15 protein-coding genes are annotated in these 15,530 nt (G+C 50.2%); 14 read left to right on the forward strand and 1 reads right to left on the reverse strand.

What is annotated here, in order from left to right; genetic code table 11:
* Positions 1-94: 94 nt before the first annotated feature.
* Positions 95-1,471 carry an alanine/glycine:cation symporter family protein gene (locus tag KNP85_RS02500; protein WP_029594951.1) on the forward strand — a complete coding sequence of 459 codons (1,377 nt, stop codon included), beginning with the start codon at positions 95-97 and terminating at the stop codon, positions 1,469-1,471.
* Between the two features lie 39 nt (positions 1,472-1,510).
* On the opposite strand, the gene KNP85_RS02505 is transcribed toward KNP85_RS02500, so the two are convergent.
* Positions 1,511-3,214: a methyl-accepting chemotaxis protein gene (locus tag KNP85_RS02505; RefSeq protein ID WP_029594952.1), complete on the reverse strand. Its 1,704-nt coding sequence runs from the start codon at positions 3,212-3,214 to the stop codon at positions 1,511-1,513.
* Positions 3,215-3,431: 217 nt separating this feature from the next.
* Between KNP85_RS02505 and gatC the strand changes: the two genes are divergently transcribed.
* The 13 genes from gatC (at position 3,432) to KNP85_RS02570 (ending at position 15,497) form a co-directional block, all read left to right on the forward strand.
* Positions 3,432-3,722: an Asp-tRNA(Asn)/Glu-tRNA(Gln) amidotransferase subunit GatC gene (gatC, locus tag KNP85_RS02510; protein WP_021066487.1), complete on the forward strand. Its 291-nt coding sequence runs from the start codon at positions 3,432-3,434 to the stop codon at positions 3,720-3,722.
* Between the two features lie 11 nt (positions 3,723-3,733).
* Entirely contained in the window at positions 3,734-5,176 is a 1,443-nt protein-coding gene (gatA, locus tag KNP85_RS02515; protein ID WP_214801078.1) for an Asp-tRNA(Asn)/Glu-tRNA(Gln) amidotransferase subunit GatA, read from the forward strand.
* A 12-nt stretch (positions 5,177-5,188) separates the two neighbouring features.
* Complete coding sequence (gene gatB / locus KNP85_RS02520) at positions 5,189-6,619, forward strand: Asp-tRNA(Asn)/Glu-tRNA(Gln) amidotransferase subunit GatB (protein ID WP_021066489.1); 1,431 nt, start codon at positions 5,189-5,191, stop codon at positions 6,617-6,619.
* A 61-nt stretch (positions 6,620-6,680) separates the two neighbouring features.
* Positions 6,681-7,682, forward strand: a complete 1,002-nt coding sequence (locus tag KNP85_RS02525; RefSeq protein WP_214801081.1) for a diacylglycerol kinase — start codon at positions 6,681-6,683, stop codon at positions 7,680-7,682.
* Between the two features lie 96 nt (positions 7,683-7,778).
* Complete coding sequence (rlmD, locus tag KNP85_RS02530) at positions 7,779-9,140, forward strand: 23S rRNA (uracil(1939)-C(5))-methyltransferase RlmD (protein ID WP_214801084.1); 1,362 nt, start codon at positions 7,779-7,781, stop codon at positions 9,138-9,140.
* Between the two features lie 368 nt (positions 9,141-9,508).
* Entirely contained in the window at positions 9,509-9,982 is a 474-nt protein-coding gene (locus KNP85_RS02535) for a hypothetical protein (protein WP_214801087.1), read from the forward strand.
* A 470-nt stretch (positions 9,983-10,452) separates the two neighbouring features.
* Positions 10,453-11,316, forward strand: coding sequence for a hypothetical protein (locus KNP85_RS02540; protein ID WP_214801089.1), 864 nt, complete (start codon positions 10,453-10,455; stop codon positions 11,314-11,316).
* Positions 11,317-11,324: 8 nt separating this feature from the next.
* Positions 11,325-11,582, forward strand: coding sequence for a hypothetical protein (locus tag KNP85_RS02545; protein ID WP_214801092.1), 258 nt, complete (start codon positions 11,325-11,327; stop codon positions 11,580-11,582).
* A gap of 322 nt (positions 11,583-11,904) precedes the next feature.
* Complete coding sequence (locus KNP85_RS02550; RefSeq protein ID WP_214801095.1) at positions 11,905-12,912, forward strand: tRNA dihydrouridine synthase; 1,008 nt, start codon at positions 11,905-11,907, stop codon at positions 12,910-12,912.
* A 104-nt stretch (positions 12,913-13,016) separates the two neighbouring features.
* The gene (locus KNP85_RS02555; protein WP_214801098.1) at positions 13,017-13,187 is read left to right on the forward strand and encodes a hypothetical protein; all 171 of its coding nucleotides are present in this window, start codon (positions 13,017-13,019) and stop codon (positions 13,185-13,187) included.
* Positions 13,188-13,221: 34 nt separating this feature from the next.
* On the forward strand, positions 13,222-13,713 hold the full coding sequence (locus KNP85_RS02560) for a hypothetical protein (RefSeq protein WP_214801101.1): 492 nt from the start codon (positions 13,222-13,224) through the stop codon (positions 13,711-13,713).
* Positions 13,714-13,810: 97 nt separating this feature from the next.
* On the forward strand, positions 13,811-14,491 hold the full coding sequence (locus KNP85_RS02565) for a response regulator transcription factor (RefSeq protein WP_058764285.1): 681 nt from the start codon (positions 13,811-13,813) through the stop codon (positions 14,489-14,491).
* Position 14,492: 1 nt separating this feature from the next.
* Positions 14,493-15,497, forward strand: a complete 1,005-nt coding sequence (locus tag KNP85_RS02570) for a sensor histidine kinase (RefSeq protein ID WP_214801104.1) — start codon at positions 14,493-14,495, stop codon at positions 15,495-15,497.
* Positions 15,498-15,530: the final 33 nt, after the last annotated feature.

Genomic DNA, 15,530 nt, shown 5'->3' on the forward strand with positions numbered 1-15,530 from the left:
CGGATTAATGCCTTGTCAACTTGACGAAGTTGAGAATGTTCTGAAAAATATGAAGGAACGGTGAACACCAGATTTACATAGGGGGCAGAGTAGCATGGAAAAGTTTGAAGCGGTCCTGACGAGTTTATCGAACCTCGTCTGGGGGCCACACTTATTGATTCTATTGATTGGGACAGGCGTCTATTTGACGTTCCGGCTCGGCTTTATCCAAGTGACGCGGCTCGGATACGGTTTGAAAGAGGCGTTCCTCCCGAAACAGAAAACGGGAGCGGAAGCAGAGAAACAGAAAAAGCAACGCGGTGACATCTCTCACTTCCAAGCGCTCATGACAGCGCTCGCGGCCACGGTCGGGACCGGGAACATGGTCGGCGTTGCGACGGCGGTCGTCCTCGGGGGACCGGGCGCCATCGTCTGGATGTGGCTCTCCGGTTTCATCGGGATGGCGACGAAGTACGCCGAGGCGATTCTCGCCGTCAAATATCGTGTCGTCGATGAGCGGGGCGAGATTGCCGGCGGACCGATGTATTACTTGGAGCACGGCTTGAAGAAGAAGTGGCTCGGCATGACGTTCGCCTTGTTCGCTGCGATTGCCGCGTTCGGCATCGGCAACGGCGTCCAGACGAACTCAATCAGTATGGCACTCAACACGTCATTCGGGATCCCGATGCTCGTGACGGGCATCGGGCTCATGGTGCTGACTGGATTCGTTATCCTCGGGGGCGTCAAATCGATTGGGAAAGTCGTCGGCGTGTTCGTGCCCGTTATGATCATCGGCTATGTCGGTGGGGGTCTCGTCATCCTCGTCATGAACTTCGAGTTGATTCCGTCGGCGTTCGCGACCATCTTCTCGAGCACGTTCAGTGCGGAAGCTATCGGCGGTGGGGCGCTCGGTGCCGCGATTCGATACGGGGTCGCACGCGGCGTGTTCTCGAATGAGGCGGGCCTCGGCTCGGCGCCAATCGCAGCGGCAGCCGCGAAGACCGATTTCCCGGGACGACAGGCGCTCGTCTCGATGACGCAAGTGTTGATCGATACGCTCATCGTCTGTTCGATCACCGGGTTGACGATTGTCATGAGTGGTCAGTATACGAGCGGTCTGCAAGGCATCGAGTTGACGCAAGCGTCATTCGCGTACTTCCTCGGTCCGATTGGGGAACTGATCGTCACAATCTCGCTCGTCTTCTTCGCGTTTTCGACAGTGATCGGCTGGTGTTATTATGGGGAACGGTCGGTCTATTACTTGCTCGGGGAGAAAGCCATCATGCCGTATCGGATGATGTATATCGTCGTCGCCGGACTTGGTGCGATGACGACGAACTTGAACTTGATTTGGGCCATCTCGGACGTCTTCAACGGCCTGATGGCGATTCCAAACTTGATTGGTCTCTTGTTCTTGTCAGGTGTCGTCGTCGCCGAGACGAAGCGTTTCGAGCTCGAACGGAAAAAAGAACTGCGGCAAGCGGCCGCTTAACCAAAAGGAAGCGCCCTCGCATGAGGACGCTTCCTTTTGTCATACTTTGAATTGACCGATCAACGTGTTCAATTCGTCCATCTTCTGTTGCGAGATCTCGGTGACACGGTTCAACTCGCTGAAGCGGTCGACAGACATCGTCACTTTCTCAGCGATTTCCTGCGTGCCGAGCGCACCGTTGTTGACCGTGACGGCCACGTCTTGGATGACCCTGATCATGTTCGACGTCAACTGTTCGAGTTCGATGGCGGCCTCGGCGAACTCGGAGGCGGTCGCTTCGAACCGGCCGGCGTCTTCGCTGTAATGCTCGGCCGCTTCCTCGAGTTGGTCATAGTCTTTCAACACGTTCGTATCGAGGAAATGGAGCATCTCGCTCGACGTGTCGTTCAAATGGTCGACGGAGTGGAGCACGGTCGTCGAGATGGCTTGAATCCGTTCGACGGTCGTCCGGCTCGTCTCGGCCAGTTTCCGAATCTCATCGGCGACGACGGCGAACCCGCGTCCCGCTTCACCGGCCCGAGCGGCTTCAATCGAGGCGTTCAATGACAACAGGTTCGTCTGGGCAGCGATGTCCAAAATGTCGTTCGTGAGCGTCGCAATCTCGCGGACGGCTTTGGCGTCTTGCATTGCCTGCTCCAAGTTGACGCGCGTCGACGACAGGACGTGGAGCGCGGACGCTTTCGCCTCGACGGCATGGTCGCGCAAGGCGACGGCGCGGGTATCGACTTGCTCGGCCTCGGCTTTTCGCTCGGCGGCCATCGTCACGATGTTGTGCAGCGTCCGTTCCATATCAGAGGCGGACGCGTTCATTTCTTGGGCGCTCGCGGCCGTCTGTTGCATCCCGGCCGTCAAGTCCTCGGTCGTGGCGGCCGTCGTCGTCATATACGTGTCGAGCTCGCGCAACTCGTCATACATGTGTGCCGACTGTTCGGTCACCCCGTGAGACACACCGTTCACTTGCAAAATCAATTGCCGCAGATTGGCGAGGAACTGGTTGAAGTCGCGGGCGAGTCCCGAGAACTCGTCGCGGCGCTTCACCGGGATGGCCGTCGTCAAATCACCTTCGCTCGTGGCCAACTCCCGCATCTTCACTTTGAACTCCTTGAGCGGCTCGAAAATCGAGCGGAAGATGAACACCATCATAAGCACGGTGAAGATGACGGCCGCGGCCATGATGACGATGAGCGTGAGCTGGACTTGTTCGAACAGCGCCGCACCGGATTCCGTGTCAGACCGAATCTCATCGCGGTTCAAGTTGACGAGCAGACCGAGCGTGTTCGAGAGGGCGTCGGCGGCCGGTGTCGCCGTGTCCCGGATATAGGCGTCGGCCGCGGCTTGACCGTCCTCGTTCGAGATGCGGACGAGCTCCTCGATGTTCGTTTTAAATGTCGCCCATTGATCCGTCGCTTGATCGAACAGCTCTTGATCGGCTTTCGTGATGATGGTCGATGAATAACCGCTCATTTGTTGTTCGAGAATCGTGATGCCCGTGTTGAGGTTCGTTTCGACATTTTGCTTCGTCACCTCGTCCTCGATCAAGGCGTGACGCATCATCTGTTGACGAATCTCAAGCAGCTGTTTATCGACGAGATGAATTTGGTCCATCCCCGGTACCCACGAGACGGTCATATCTTGTTGGGCGGCCTTGGATGCATTCAACGCATAAAACGAGTAGCCGCTCACCCCGAGCAACAACACGAGCAAGACGGTGAACGCGACGATCAGTTTATTACGAATTGACATAGGAATCCCCCTCGAAAAAATAATGCTTCTTTCTAAGCATAATGAGATTAGGGGACGGACCGAATAGGCGTTTTTGGAAACGAGTCAATATTACGAGGACATTCCCTAAGTTTTCAAAAAAGACATCAAGATTGGCGAGATGGGATTTTCTTTTTTGTCTTATAAAAAAGTGGTATGATAATGGACGATGTATTGAAAACTGTTGGAGGTGGAACCTTTGGCTCGAATCACAGAAGCTGAAGTTCGGCACGTCGCCGGACTCGCCCGACTTGCGATCACAGAAGATGAAGTGACGCACTTCACGGAGCAATTGACAAAAATCCTCGAGTTCGCCGAGCAACTCGATGAACTCGATACGACGGGCGTCATCCCGACGACCCATGCCCTAGATTTGAAAAACGTACTACGCAAAGACGAGGTTCGTCCTTCACTTCCACGCGAGGAAGTCGAACGGATGGCACCTGATTGGGAGAACGGCCAAGTCCGTGTCCCAGCGGTCTTTGAATAAGGAGGCCCTTCATGAGTTTATTTGATCACGGTGTAGCCAAGCTGCATACGCTTATAAAAGAAGGCGAAGTCACGGTATCCGACCTCGTCAAAGAATCATTTGACCGCATCGAGGCGACCGACGAGAAAATCGGTGCCTTCTTGACGCTCAACGAAGACGCGTTCGAACAGGCGAAACGGATGGACGAGCTCGCCAAGACCTCGGACAACCCGCTCTTCGGTTTGCCGATCGGCGTCAAAGACAATATCGTCACGAAAGGGACACGCACGACGTGTGCCTCGAAGTTCCTCGAGAACTTTGTCCCGGCACATGACGCGACGGTCGTCGAGCGTCTCCATGACGCCGGTGCCGTCACAATCGGGAAGTTGAACATGGACGAGTTCGCGATGGGTTCATCAAACGAGAACTCGGCGTTCAAAGTCGTCCGTAACCCGTGGGACCCAACGCGCGTACCAGGCGGTTCGTCAGGCGGTTCAGCGGCAACGGTCGCGGCCGGCCAAGTCCTGTTCAGCCTCGGCTCGGATACGGGTGGCTCGATTCGTCAACCGGCGGCCTATTGTGGCGTCGTCGGGATGAAACCGACGTACGGTCTCGTCTCACGTTACGGCCTCGTCGCATTCGCCTCGTCGCTCGACCAAATCGGTCCGCTCACACGTACGGTCGAAGATAACGCCTACTTGTTGAACGCGATTGCCGGTCATTGCGACATGGACTCGACGTCAGCAACGGTCGACCTTCCGGATTACACGAAATCGCTTCACGGCGACATCAGAGGCATGAAGCTCGCGCTTCCAAAAGAGTTCATGGCCGAAGGCGTGTCAGACGGTGTCCGCAAACAGATTGAAGAAGCGGTCGAGACGCTCAAGTCGCTCGGTGCGACGGTCGAGACGGTCTCGCTCCCGACGGTGAAATATGCGCTCCCGACATACTACTTGCTCGCGTCATCAGAAGCGTCTTCGAACCTCGCCCGGTTTGACGGCATCCGTTACGGACGCCGCGCCGAGGCAGATGCGCTCGAAGAAGTGTTCACGTATTCGCGCGAACAAGGTTTCGGAGAAGAAGTGAAACGCCGCATCATGCTCGGGACGTACGCACTCAGCTCGGGTTATTACGATGCGTTCTATAAGAAATCGCAACAGGTCCGCACGCTCATGAAGCAAGACTTCGCGAACGTGTTCGCCGACTACGATGCGATTATCGGACCGACTGCGCCGACGGTCGCGTTCAAACTCGGTGACCAGCTCGAAGATCCGCTCACGATGTATGCCAACGATATTATGACGATTCCGGTCAACTTGGCGGGCATCCCGGCCATCTCGGTACCGGCTGGCTTGTCAGAAGGCCTCCCGGTCGGTTTACAGATCATCGGGAACCATTTCAGTGAACCAACACTCTACCGCGTGGCCCATGCTTTTGAACAAGCAAACGGCGGTTTCAAGATGCCACAGCTCTAAGGAGGACGTACGATGAACTTTGAAACAATCATCGGGATCGAGGTGCACGCCGAGCTGAGCACGAAGTCGAAGATTTGGTGTGGCTGCTCGCGCACATACGGTGCCGAAACGAATACACAGACGTGTCCGATTTGTCTCGGACACCCGGGCGTCTTGCCTAAATTGAACGAAGAGGCGGTCAATCTCGCCATCAAGGCCGCGATGGCACTCAACTGCGAAATCGCGACCGACACGAAATTCGACCGCAAGAACTATTTCTATCCGGATACGCCGAAAGCGTATCAAATCTCGCAGTTCGACCAGCCAATCGGCTTCAACGGTCACGTCGACGTCGAAGTCGACGGTGAGATGAAGCGGTTCCGCATCGAACGCGTCCATCTCGAGGAAGATGCCGGGAAGATGAACCACACGGGCGAGAAACACTCGGTCGTCGACTTCAACCGGACCGGGTCACCCCTCATCGAGATCGTCAGTGAGGCTGACATGCGTTCACCGAAAGATGCCGTTGCTTACCTCGAGCGCTTGAAAGAAGTGCTCTCGTTCGCGGGCGTCTCGGACGTCAAGATGGAAGAAGGGTCGCTTCGTTGCGACTGTAACATCTCGGTCCGTCCGTTCGGACAAGAACCGTTCGGCACGAAGACGGAGCTTAAAAACTTGAACTCGTTCTCGAACGTCTTGAAGGCGCTCGAGTATGAGGAAGACCGTCACCGCAAACTGCTCATCACGGGCGGCGTCATGCGTCAAGAGACGCTCCGTTTTGACGAGGCGGCGAAGAAGACGATCCTCATGCGTGTCAAAGAAGGAGCGGCCGATTACCGCTACTTCCCAGAGCCGGACCTCGTCCGTCTCGAAATCGATGAGGAATGGAAAGAACGCATCCGCGCCACGCTTCCGGAACTTCCGGTCGCACGTCGCGAACGTTATATGAACAACTACGGCCTGTCAGCGTATGACGCCAAGGCGCTCACATCGACGCGGGAGTTCTCGGACTTCTTCGAAGCGACGACTGCGGCCGGTGCCGAACCGAAAGCGGCCGCGAACTGGCTCATGGGCGAAGTGCTCGGTCACTTGAACAAATCGGATGATACGATCGAGACGATGAAATTGACGCCGAGCTCGCTCGCGGAGTTGATTCGTTTGATTGGAGAAGGTACAATTTCTTCGAAGATCGCCAAACGCGTGTTCACAGCCATGATCGAAGAAGGCGCCGAGCCGAAGGCGTACGTCGAAGCGAACGGTCTCGCCCAAATCTCGGACGAGAACTTGCTCCGCGGCTACATCCTTGACTTGTTCGAAGCGCATCCGCAGATGATTGAAGACTTTAAGAACGGGAAAGACCGTGCCAAAGGCTTTATCATCGGACAGATCATGAAGCAGACGAAAGGGATGGCGAACCCGGCACTCCTCGATGGCTTGTTCCACGAAGAGATCGCCAAACGCTAAACAAGCGGCGAGGCACTTGTGTCTCGCTTTTCGCTCGACTTGAGCATGGGGAGAGAACATTATGCAACGAAAACGCGCACGGGTCATCTATAACCCGACATCTGGAAAAGAAGTGATCAAACGGGAACTCCCGTACATCTTGAACCGCCTCGAGGATGCGGGTTATGAGACGTCGACGTACGCGACGAAAGCAATCGGCGACGCGACGCTCGAAGCCGTTCGAGCCGCGGAGGCCGAGTTCGACTTGATTATCGCGGCTGGTGGGGACGGGACGCTGAACGAGGTTATCTCGGGACTCGCCCCGCTCGACACGCGTCCGACGATCGGACTCATCCCAGTCGGAACAACGAACGACTTTGCCCGAGCGATGCGGATTCCGCTCAACGTCGTCGGTGCCCTCGACGTCATCTGTGACGGTTTCGAGATGCCGGTCGACCTCGGTGAGATTGAAGGGGAGACAGGGGATATCCACTACTTCATCAATATCGCCGGTGGCGGCATCATGACGGAGCTGTCGTACGAGGTGCCGTCGAAACTGAAGACGGCGCTCGGTCAGCTCGCCTATTACGTCAAAGGGATGGAGAAACTTCCACTCATCAAGCCGACGTATATCGAGCTCGAGCACGACGAGGGCACGTTCAGCGGCGAGGTCATGATTTTCCTCACGTCGAACTCGAACTCGGTCGGTGGCTTTGAGAAGATTTCACCACACGCCTCACTGAACGACGGTCTGTTCGACTTGTTCATCTTGCGCAAGTGTAACTTGTTCGAGTTCATCCACGTCGTCCGTTTGTTGCTCCGTGGTGAGCACTTGTCGAGTCCGCTCGTCGAGCACGTCAAGACGGGACGCGTCAAGATGAAGACGACGACGGAACGGATGAGTCTCAATATCGACGGCGAATACGGCGGCGAATGCACGGGCGAGATGCGAAACTTGTTCCGTCACTTGACGGTGCTCGCACCGAACGCGCGCATCCGTGAGATGGAAGACCTGAACGCCCAGTATGAACGCGAACAGATGATTAAACAGCTGTTCAACGTAGCGAACGAGAAAGCAGAATAACACGGCTCGGCGTGGCGCACACGCCGAGCTTTTCGTTCGCTTGGAACGGGTATGAACCAATACACACTATTTTTTGAATCGGGAAAGGAGAGACTCATGTTACCAGTCCAAAAGAATGACCGTCTCGACGTCCACATCCACGACCTCACGCACGAAGGCGCGGGCGTGGCACGGGTCGACGGTTACACGTTGTTCGTCCCGAACGCACTTCCGGGGGAGACCGTGGAGATCGTCGTGACGAAGACGAATAAACAGTACGGATTCGCCCGCTTGATCGATGTGAAAGAAGCGAGTGAGGACCGCGTCGAGCCACCGTGCCCGATTTTCTATCAGTGCGGGGGCTGTCAGCTCCAACACTTCAGCTACGACGGCCAGCTCCGCCAAAAACGGGACCGTGTCGTCGATGCGTTGAAGCGACTTGGCCAATTCGATGTGCCCGTCCACGAGACGATCGGCATGCCGGAACCATGGCGTTATCGCAACAAGGCGCAAGTGCCGTTCAAAGACGAGGCCGGTCGCCTCGTCGCCGGTTTCTATCGTCCACGTTCGCACAATATCGTCGAGATGAAGGAATGCCTCATCCAAGACGAGCGGAACGATGAGGCCGTCCAAGTCGTCCGTGACGTTCTCGCGGCGCACGGTGTGCCGGCGTACGATGAGAAGACCGGGCGCGGCGTCATCCGCCACGTCATGGCCCGTTACGGCTACCATTCGGGTGAATTGATGATTGTCCTCATCACGAAGACGACGAAAATAAAAGGCGTCAACGAGATTGTCGCCGACATCTTGAAACGTCTGCCGGACGTGACGTCGATCATGCAAAACGTCAACCCGGACAAGACGAACGTCATCTTAGGGTCGACGAACAAATTGTTATATGGCCATGAGACGATTGAGGATAAAATCGGTGGACTGACGTTCACGATTTCCCCGCACTCGTTCTTCCAAGTCAACCCGGTCCAGACGGAGAAGCTGTACGGCAAGGCGCTCGAATACGCGCAACTCACCGGGACGGAACAAGTCGTCGACGCCTATTGCGGCATCGGGACGATCAGTCTGTTCCTCGCCCGGAAAGCGGCGCACGTGTACGGCGTCGAAGTCGTACCGGAAGCGATTGAGGACGCGAAACAGAACGCGCTCGTCAACGAAATCGACAACGTGACATACGCGTGTGGAGCGGCAGAAGATGTGTTGCCAAAGTGGAAGCAGGATGGCATCAATCCGGACGTCATCGTCGTCGACCCACCACGTAAAGGCTGTGCCGAGTCGTTCCTCGAGACGATGGTCGAGATGGCACCGAAGCGCATCGTCTACGTGTCGTGTAACGTCGCGACGCAAGCGCGCGATATGCGTTATCTTGCGGACCGTGGCTACAAATTAGTCGAAGTCACACCGGTCGACATGTTCCCGCATACGGCGCATGTGGAGACGGTGGCGTGGATGTCTAAGATAAAATAATGAGAGCTTAAGAGCGTTATAAATAGGGAATTTCAGAGTTTAAGGACTAAACCGAAAGCTCTGAAATCCCTTTTTTAAAATTCCGATGAGAACATGTACAGAAAGTAGAAAGTCGACATGTTCAGAACAGATGAAATACCATTGCGTGGTAAAAAAAGCAGGAGGATGTTTTTTTCAGTAAGAGCTAAATTGTGTGGAGCTTGATGGAAATTTAATAATAATGATTGTTTATTTCAAAGGGATTTATGGATATATGTAGAAAAGATTAATACTATTAATTTTCTATGTTATTTTTTAAACATAGTCAATTAAAAGGATAAATAGTTCGATTATAGATAGATTTGAAATAATATTTTTGGAGGTTTAAAATGTATTCAAATAATTTTGATTTAGAAGAGATTTCATTATCATTGGATAAAGTACTAGGCCATTTAGAGTACCCTGGCGTGGCAAAGAATGATTATGTCATTGTTGCTAAAAAGATTAGTGAAATTATTGATGTATTAGTTGGTTATATGGAATCAAATTATTCCAAAGTAAGCGGTCTGCGAAACCATAATCGTATGTATTGGACGATTTATATGCAGGAACTCGGTCGTGCGCTTTATGGAATGGGATTATGTGCTTACAAAACAAACAAATTTGATGACGCTCAAGATTGGGTAGGCTTCGCAGTCACTGCTAACACTGATGAACGCTTCGTCAAGTATTGCGATGATTTGAATGCAGCCGCAGCTAGGGAGCAAGGTTTTCTTGTAACTCAAACATTGGCGCAAACATTGGCGGGATTCTCATGGGATATTAACCAGAGGGCAGAAGAGCTCATCAGTGGCCTGGCTTGAATATTTTTTGTTTGTAAGAAAATATGTGACATAATACCGCGTGATGGATTGGTATCCATCACGCGGTAATTGGAATAGATTTAATGAATTAAAAACAACATATAATTGGGATTTCGAGAAACACTAACTGTATATAACATTTCTAAAATATGATTCTGTTAATTTTATTATTTTACTTCGTGTTTTTTTACAAATTCTATTATGATTATTTTTGGAAACGGTATAGCAACTTAGAATAGAATCGAACTGATTTAAATAGTGAGGTGAAATTTTATTGAATAGGATAATTATATTAATCTGTATACTTTAATTAGCATTATTAAATTAATAGTTTTAAGAGTTGCTAAGTTATTTTAGGATTATTTAATGATTAAGGAGGATTAAAAAATCTGAAGAGTATAAAGAAAGTAAAAAGAAGATTGAGTAAAATAAATAATGAAAGTATTTTTAATACTATAAGGGAGTACGTATTGATTAGTCCGATTGTAAGTTTAGTAATATCAATACTTTTACTGCTTATAGGAGCTTTTATTGCTGCAATTATTAACTATATTTCTAGTGATCCGGAGCAATTAAGAAAGTTCATACTCTCATTTTTGATTTGTCTATTACTTTTAGGAATAGGCTTTATGTTTTTTTGGGATTTTTGGAGTTTTAAAAAAAAATATGCCTACATTAAAAACGAAAATACTAAGTTAGCTGAAGAAATGATTGGGATATTTGAGAGAGCTCAAAACACATTAACATTAGTAGATGGTTTAAATGCTATTCAATGCTTTAAAATTGAACGGCATACAGATGATAATCATCTATTATTTAGATTTCATCAAGTTTTCTCCCTAAAATCTTACTACTTTAAAATATCGAGATATAAAAGAAAAGAAATAGAGGTACCAATAAATCTTTTTAAATGGCTTGGAGAATCGAATAAACAAAAAGTACCGGACTACGGAGTAGAAATTAACAATCTATTATATGAATGGATGCTGAATCAAAGTAAAAAGGGTATATATAATAAACTGATTGAAACGTGGGATGCTGAACTTGATTTAACAAAAAAAATTAGCTTTATTCATTATCATATTTTATTTGAAACGCGAGATGTATTGACCATATCCGAATTAAAGACTGACAGTGTTTTGGATTATGTTCAAAAAATGGAGTACAATGGTCTAAACAGTGAGCATGAAAACAGAGTATATCACACTATACGAATAATGTTACAAAGTGAACATGGGTTTGTAGAATTCATGATTTTAGTTATTGTAAATAAACATTTAATGAACGATGAACTTCTCGATTTTCTGTTAAATAGAATACTTTTTAAGGAGTGAATAAAATTATGAAATTCTTTAATAAAAGTTCTAAAATAACTCCTAAAGAGGCAATTAAGCGATTTGGGCCTACAATTAAAACAAATGTTACAGCAAAAGATTTATCAAAAGGTGCGGAGATTCAACTCAAGAGAGCCACAGATATCAATTTCAGATTAAACGAAATAAAACAATATTCTGATTCAGATGTTATTGTTGTAAAAGGTGAAGTTCTGTCTCGAAAATCTAAATTAAAAAAGCCGAAAAGAAGAATTAAATCAATATGATTAAAATTAGATTGAAATTAATCTACTTTTTGTGAAGTCAAGTGAGAGTTTTTAGGACTAAAAAATCGTCAGAATATCATTTAAGATATTTTGATGATTTTTTTATGGTCATATAATATAATTCCTTATTTCTCCTCTAAACAACAATCGTGTACTATCTTGAATTTTTTTAGGATACATTGCTATACTTTAATACAATAAATTTGCTACAGTTTTTTACTGGTGATAAAAAATAAAAACATTACTTAATTGCTGTTAGGAATCAAAAATTATAGAATATAACTTATTTTTGTTGGACCAGATAAGAAAGGGAATGATTTTTATGAAAGAAAACTTCTGGCGCGATCTGCCGCGTCCATTCTTTATACTTGCCCCGATGGAAGACGTGACCGATGTCGTCTTCCGCCACGTCGTCGCTCATGCCGGTCGACCTGACGTCTTTTTCACCGAGTTCGCGAACTCGGACAGCTACTGTCATCCAGAAGGGAAAGGCAGCCTGCGTGGACGCTTGACGTTCACCGAGGACGAGCAGCCGATGGTCGCCCACATTTGGGGAGACAATCCGGACTACTTCCGCGAGATGAGCATCGGGATGGCCGAGATGGGCTATAAAGGTCTCGACATCAATATGGGTTGCCCGGTCCCGAACGTGGCGAAGCGTGGGAAAGGGAGCGGACTCATCCTCCGTCCTGACGTCGCGGCGGAACTCATTCAAGCGGCGAAAGCCGGCGGCATCCCGGTCAGCGTCAAGACACGTCTCGGCTTCGCGAAGCTTGACGAGTGGCGCGACTGGTTGACGCATCTCTTGAAGCAAGACATCGCCAACTTGTCGATTCACTTGCGCACACGCAACGAGATGAGTAAAGTCGATGCACATTGGGAGATGATCCCAGACATCGTCAAACTGCGCGATGAGATTGCACCGGATACACTCATCACGATTAACGGTGATATCCTCGACCGTCAGATGGGATTAGAACTCGTCGAGAAATATGGCGTCGACGGCGTCATGATTGGCCGTGGGATTTTCAAGAACCCGTTCGCGTTCGAGAAAGAGCCGCGTGAGCACTCGATGGAAGAACACCTTGACTTGCTCCGTCTTCAACTCGATTTGCAAGACAAGTTCCAAGAAGACGTCCCGCGTTCGATCTCGAACCTGCATCGCTTCTTCAAGATTTACGTGAAAGGCTTCCGCGGGGCGAGCGACCTCCGTGTGAAGCTCATGGACACGAAATCGACAGACGAAGTGCGGGCGCATCTCGATGCATTCGTTGAGAACTACCACAAAGAAGAAGCGGCGCTTGCCGAGGCCGCGTCGACAGTCGAATAAGTAATGATGGGATTCAGCAGATGCTGGGTCTCTTTTTTATGTGGCGATAATGAATCGAAACTTTTGATTCACTTGGTTCGTAAGAAGGGATGGGAGGGATGAACATGAACGAGTGGCGCGAATCAGCAGTCGGTCTTGGCCTTGTGTTTGGAACGGCTGGCGGGCTGATCATCTCATTATTATTCGATTTTCCGTCGATGTATGGCATCGTCATCGGTTCGATTATCGGCTATTGGATTGGGCTCTTCATCTCCATCCGTGCGATAAAACGATGACGACCCATTATTAAAACAGGAGGAGCGTTTCTATATGAGTGAATTCCAATTTATTACAAGCAATCACCTACTGAAAGAAGTCGAAAATCCGTATATCGAGTTCTTATCGATCAACGAGGCTATCAAAAAAGGTGTCATCTTGCCTGAAATGCTCACAGACGATGAGGACCTCGACCGCGATGAGAAGATTTTGATGAATGTCGAGTCGGAAGAGCAGCTCGACGAGATTGAGATCAAGCGCGACTTGTACTATGACGTGGAGAATGTTGAGGCGTACTCGGAAAAACCACACGTCGTGGAATTGCGTTGGCGTTATACGGATGCGAGAGCCGAACAGCTCGTTGAGTATATCGTCGACCATCTCGAGACAGCGGATGAGGTTGAGATTTGGAAAGTGTGGGTCGATGAACAGACCGAACCAAGCGTCAAGTCAATCACGCGCGACGAGTTGACGATTGATGCGCTACGTTTTTTAGGTGCAGATGGGTTCGAACGACCGGAATGCCTTCGCGTGACAAAAGCATAACCTGACCGAACGAGATGTCTCGTTCGGTTTTTTTGTTTTGTCTCCTCACTTGAAAAAGACTGCTATATTATGAGGAGAAGAGTCAGGAGGGAATACCATGCACATTTTAATCGTTGAAGACGACCGGACGATCGCCTCCGGTCTCCAATATTCGCTCGAACAAGAACAATTCACGACGACGCTATGCCAGAACGTGGCTGATGCGACCAAGTTGATTGAACAACAGTTACATACGATTGACCTGTGTCTGTTCGACTTGTCGTTGCCGGACGGGAGCGGCTATGACTTGTGTCGGCTCGTAAAACAAAAACAGGACATACCTGTCATCTTTTTGACAGCGTTCGATGATGAAGTGAACGTCGTCATGGGACTCGATATGGGGGCGGACGACTACATCACGAAACCATTCCGGGTCCGTGAACTCATCTCACGGATTCACTCGGTATTGCGCCGCTACAATAAACAGGCGAGTTCGCCAATTCTGACGATCGGGTCGGTCGAAATCAACACGCAGGACGCCAAAGTCACAAAGGATGGGAGCGAGATTTTATTGACGGCGCTTGAATACCGCTTATTGCTCATCTTCGGCAGACATACAGGACAAGTGTTGTCCCGAGCCCAGCTGCTCGACCAGATTTGGGACATGGGTGGGGACTTCGTGAATGACAATACGTTGACCGTTTACATCAAACGGTTACGCGAGAAGCTCGAAGACGACCCGCAACGGCCGACGTTGATTAAGACGGTTCGCGGGATTGGATATAAGGTGGAACGCTGACATGTTGCGCAATCGAGAAATCCGTATCTATTTAGTCAGTCTGTTGCTGCTGATTGGGGTGGCTTCTATCGTCGCAGCTTTGTTCCTATCGATGGAGGCCGTCATTCTCGTCCTCCTTTTGTCGGTCGCGTTCTTGATCGTGACATATCGGTTCACGGCGTGGCGCTATCGGGAGATCGATCAGCTGTCGAGTTACCTGCAAGAAATCAGCAACGGTAACTATAAACTCGATGTCCGCGACAACCGTGAGGGCGAGCTCAGTCTGTTGAAGAGCCAAATCTATAAAGTGACGAAGATGCTGTCCGAGCAAGGGACGCATCTCGAAGAGGACAAGCAGAAGTTGACGGATGCCATCTCCGACATTTCCCATCAGCTGAAGACCCCGCTCACCTCGATGACCGTCATGGCGGACTTGCTCAGTGACCCCCGGCTGTCAGATGACAAGCGTCAAGAGTTCACGCATAACGTACAAGTGCAGCTCGAGCGGATGGAGTGGCTCGTCTCGTCACTGCTCAAGCTGTCTAAAATCGATGCCGGGACGATTCAGTTCAAACGGGAACCGGTATCCGTCCCCGTGCTCGTTCAAGCCGTGACGGAACCGATGCTTGTGCCGATCGATATTAAAATGCAGCGGCTTCAGATTACGGGTGAGCGTGATGTCACGTTCGAAGGCGACTTGAAGTGGACGACCGAGGCGCTCATCAACATCTTGAAGAATTGCGTCGAACATACACCGGAAGAAGGGGAGCTGTTCATCGAATTTAGCGAGAACACACTGTACACGGAAATCGTCATTCGCGACACGGGGAGCGGCATCGCCAAACAAGACATCCCGTATATTTTCCAACGTTTTTATAAGGGTATGAATGCGAGTGACGACAGCGTCGGCATCGGGCTCGCCATGGCCCACAGTATCATCACAAGTCAACAAGGTGAACTGACCGTCCGCAGTGAACGTGGAGCCGGGACCGCGTTTCAAATTCGATTCTACAAAGCAATCGTCTAAGTGACGAAACAGTCACTTTCGAGTCACGGACGT

The sequence above is a fragment of the Exiguobacterium sp. s194 genome (assembly GCF_018618275.1).
Taxonomy (GTDB): Bacteria; Bacillota; Bacilli; order Exiguobacteriales; family Exiguobacteriaceae; genus Exiguobacterium; species Exiguobacterium chiriqhucha.

Bases quoted from the DNA above. Each gene is read 5' to 3' on its own strand.
- KNP85_RS02565 (WP_058764285.1), top strand. From the start codon at position 13,811: ATGCACATTTTAATCGTTGAAGACGACCGGACGATCGCCTCCGGTCTC.
- gatA (WP_214801078.1), top strand. From the start codon at position 3,734: ATGAGTTTATTTGATCACGGTGTAGCCAAGCTGCATACGCTTATAAAA.
- KNP85_RS02550 (WP_214801095.1), top strand. From the start codon at position 11,905: ATGAAAGAAAACTTCTGGCGCGATCTGCCGCGTCCATTCTTTATACTT.
- KNP85_RS02545 (WP_214801092.1), top strand. From the start codon at position 11,325: ATGAAATTCTTTAATAAAAGTTCTAAAATAACTCCTAAAGAGGCAATT.
- KNP85_RS02560 (WP_214801101.1), top strand. From the start codon at position 13,222: ATGAGTGAATTCCAATTTATTACAAGCAATCACCTACTGAAAGAAGTC.
- rlmD (WP_214801084.1), top strand. From the start codon at position 7,779: ATGTTACCAGTCCAAAAGAATGACCGTCTCGACGTCCACATCCACGAC.
- KNP85_RS02555 (WP_214801098.1), top strand. From the start codon at position 13,017: ATGAACGAGTGGCGCGAATCAGCAGTCGGTCTTGGCCTTGTGTTTGGA.
- gatB (WP_021066489.1), top strand. From the start codon at position 5,189: ATGAACTTTGAAACAATCATCGGGATCGAGGTGCACGCCGAGCTGAGC.
- KNP85_RS02525 (WP_214801081.1), top strand. From the start codon at position 6,681: ATGCAACGAAAACGCGCACGGGTCATCTATAACCCGACATCTGGAAAA.
- KNP85_RS02505 (WP_029594952.1), bottom strand. From the start codon at position 3,214: ATGTCAATTCGTAATAAACTGATCGTCGCGTTCACCGTCTTGCTCGTG.
- KNP85_RS02500 (WP_029594951.1), top strand. From the start codon at position 95: ATGGAAAAGTTTGAAGCGGTCCTGACGAGTTTATCGAACCTCGTCTGG.
- KNP85_RS02535 (WP_214801087.1), top strand. From the start codon at position 9,509: ATGTATTCAAATAATTTTGATTTAGAAGAGATTTCATTATCATTGGAT.
- KNP85_RS02570 (WP_214801104.1), top strand. From the start codon at position 14,493: ATGTTGCGCAATCGAGAAATCCGTATCTATTTAGTCAGTCTGTTGCTG.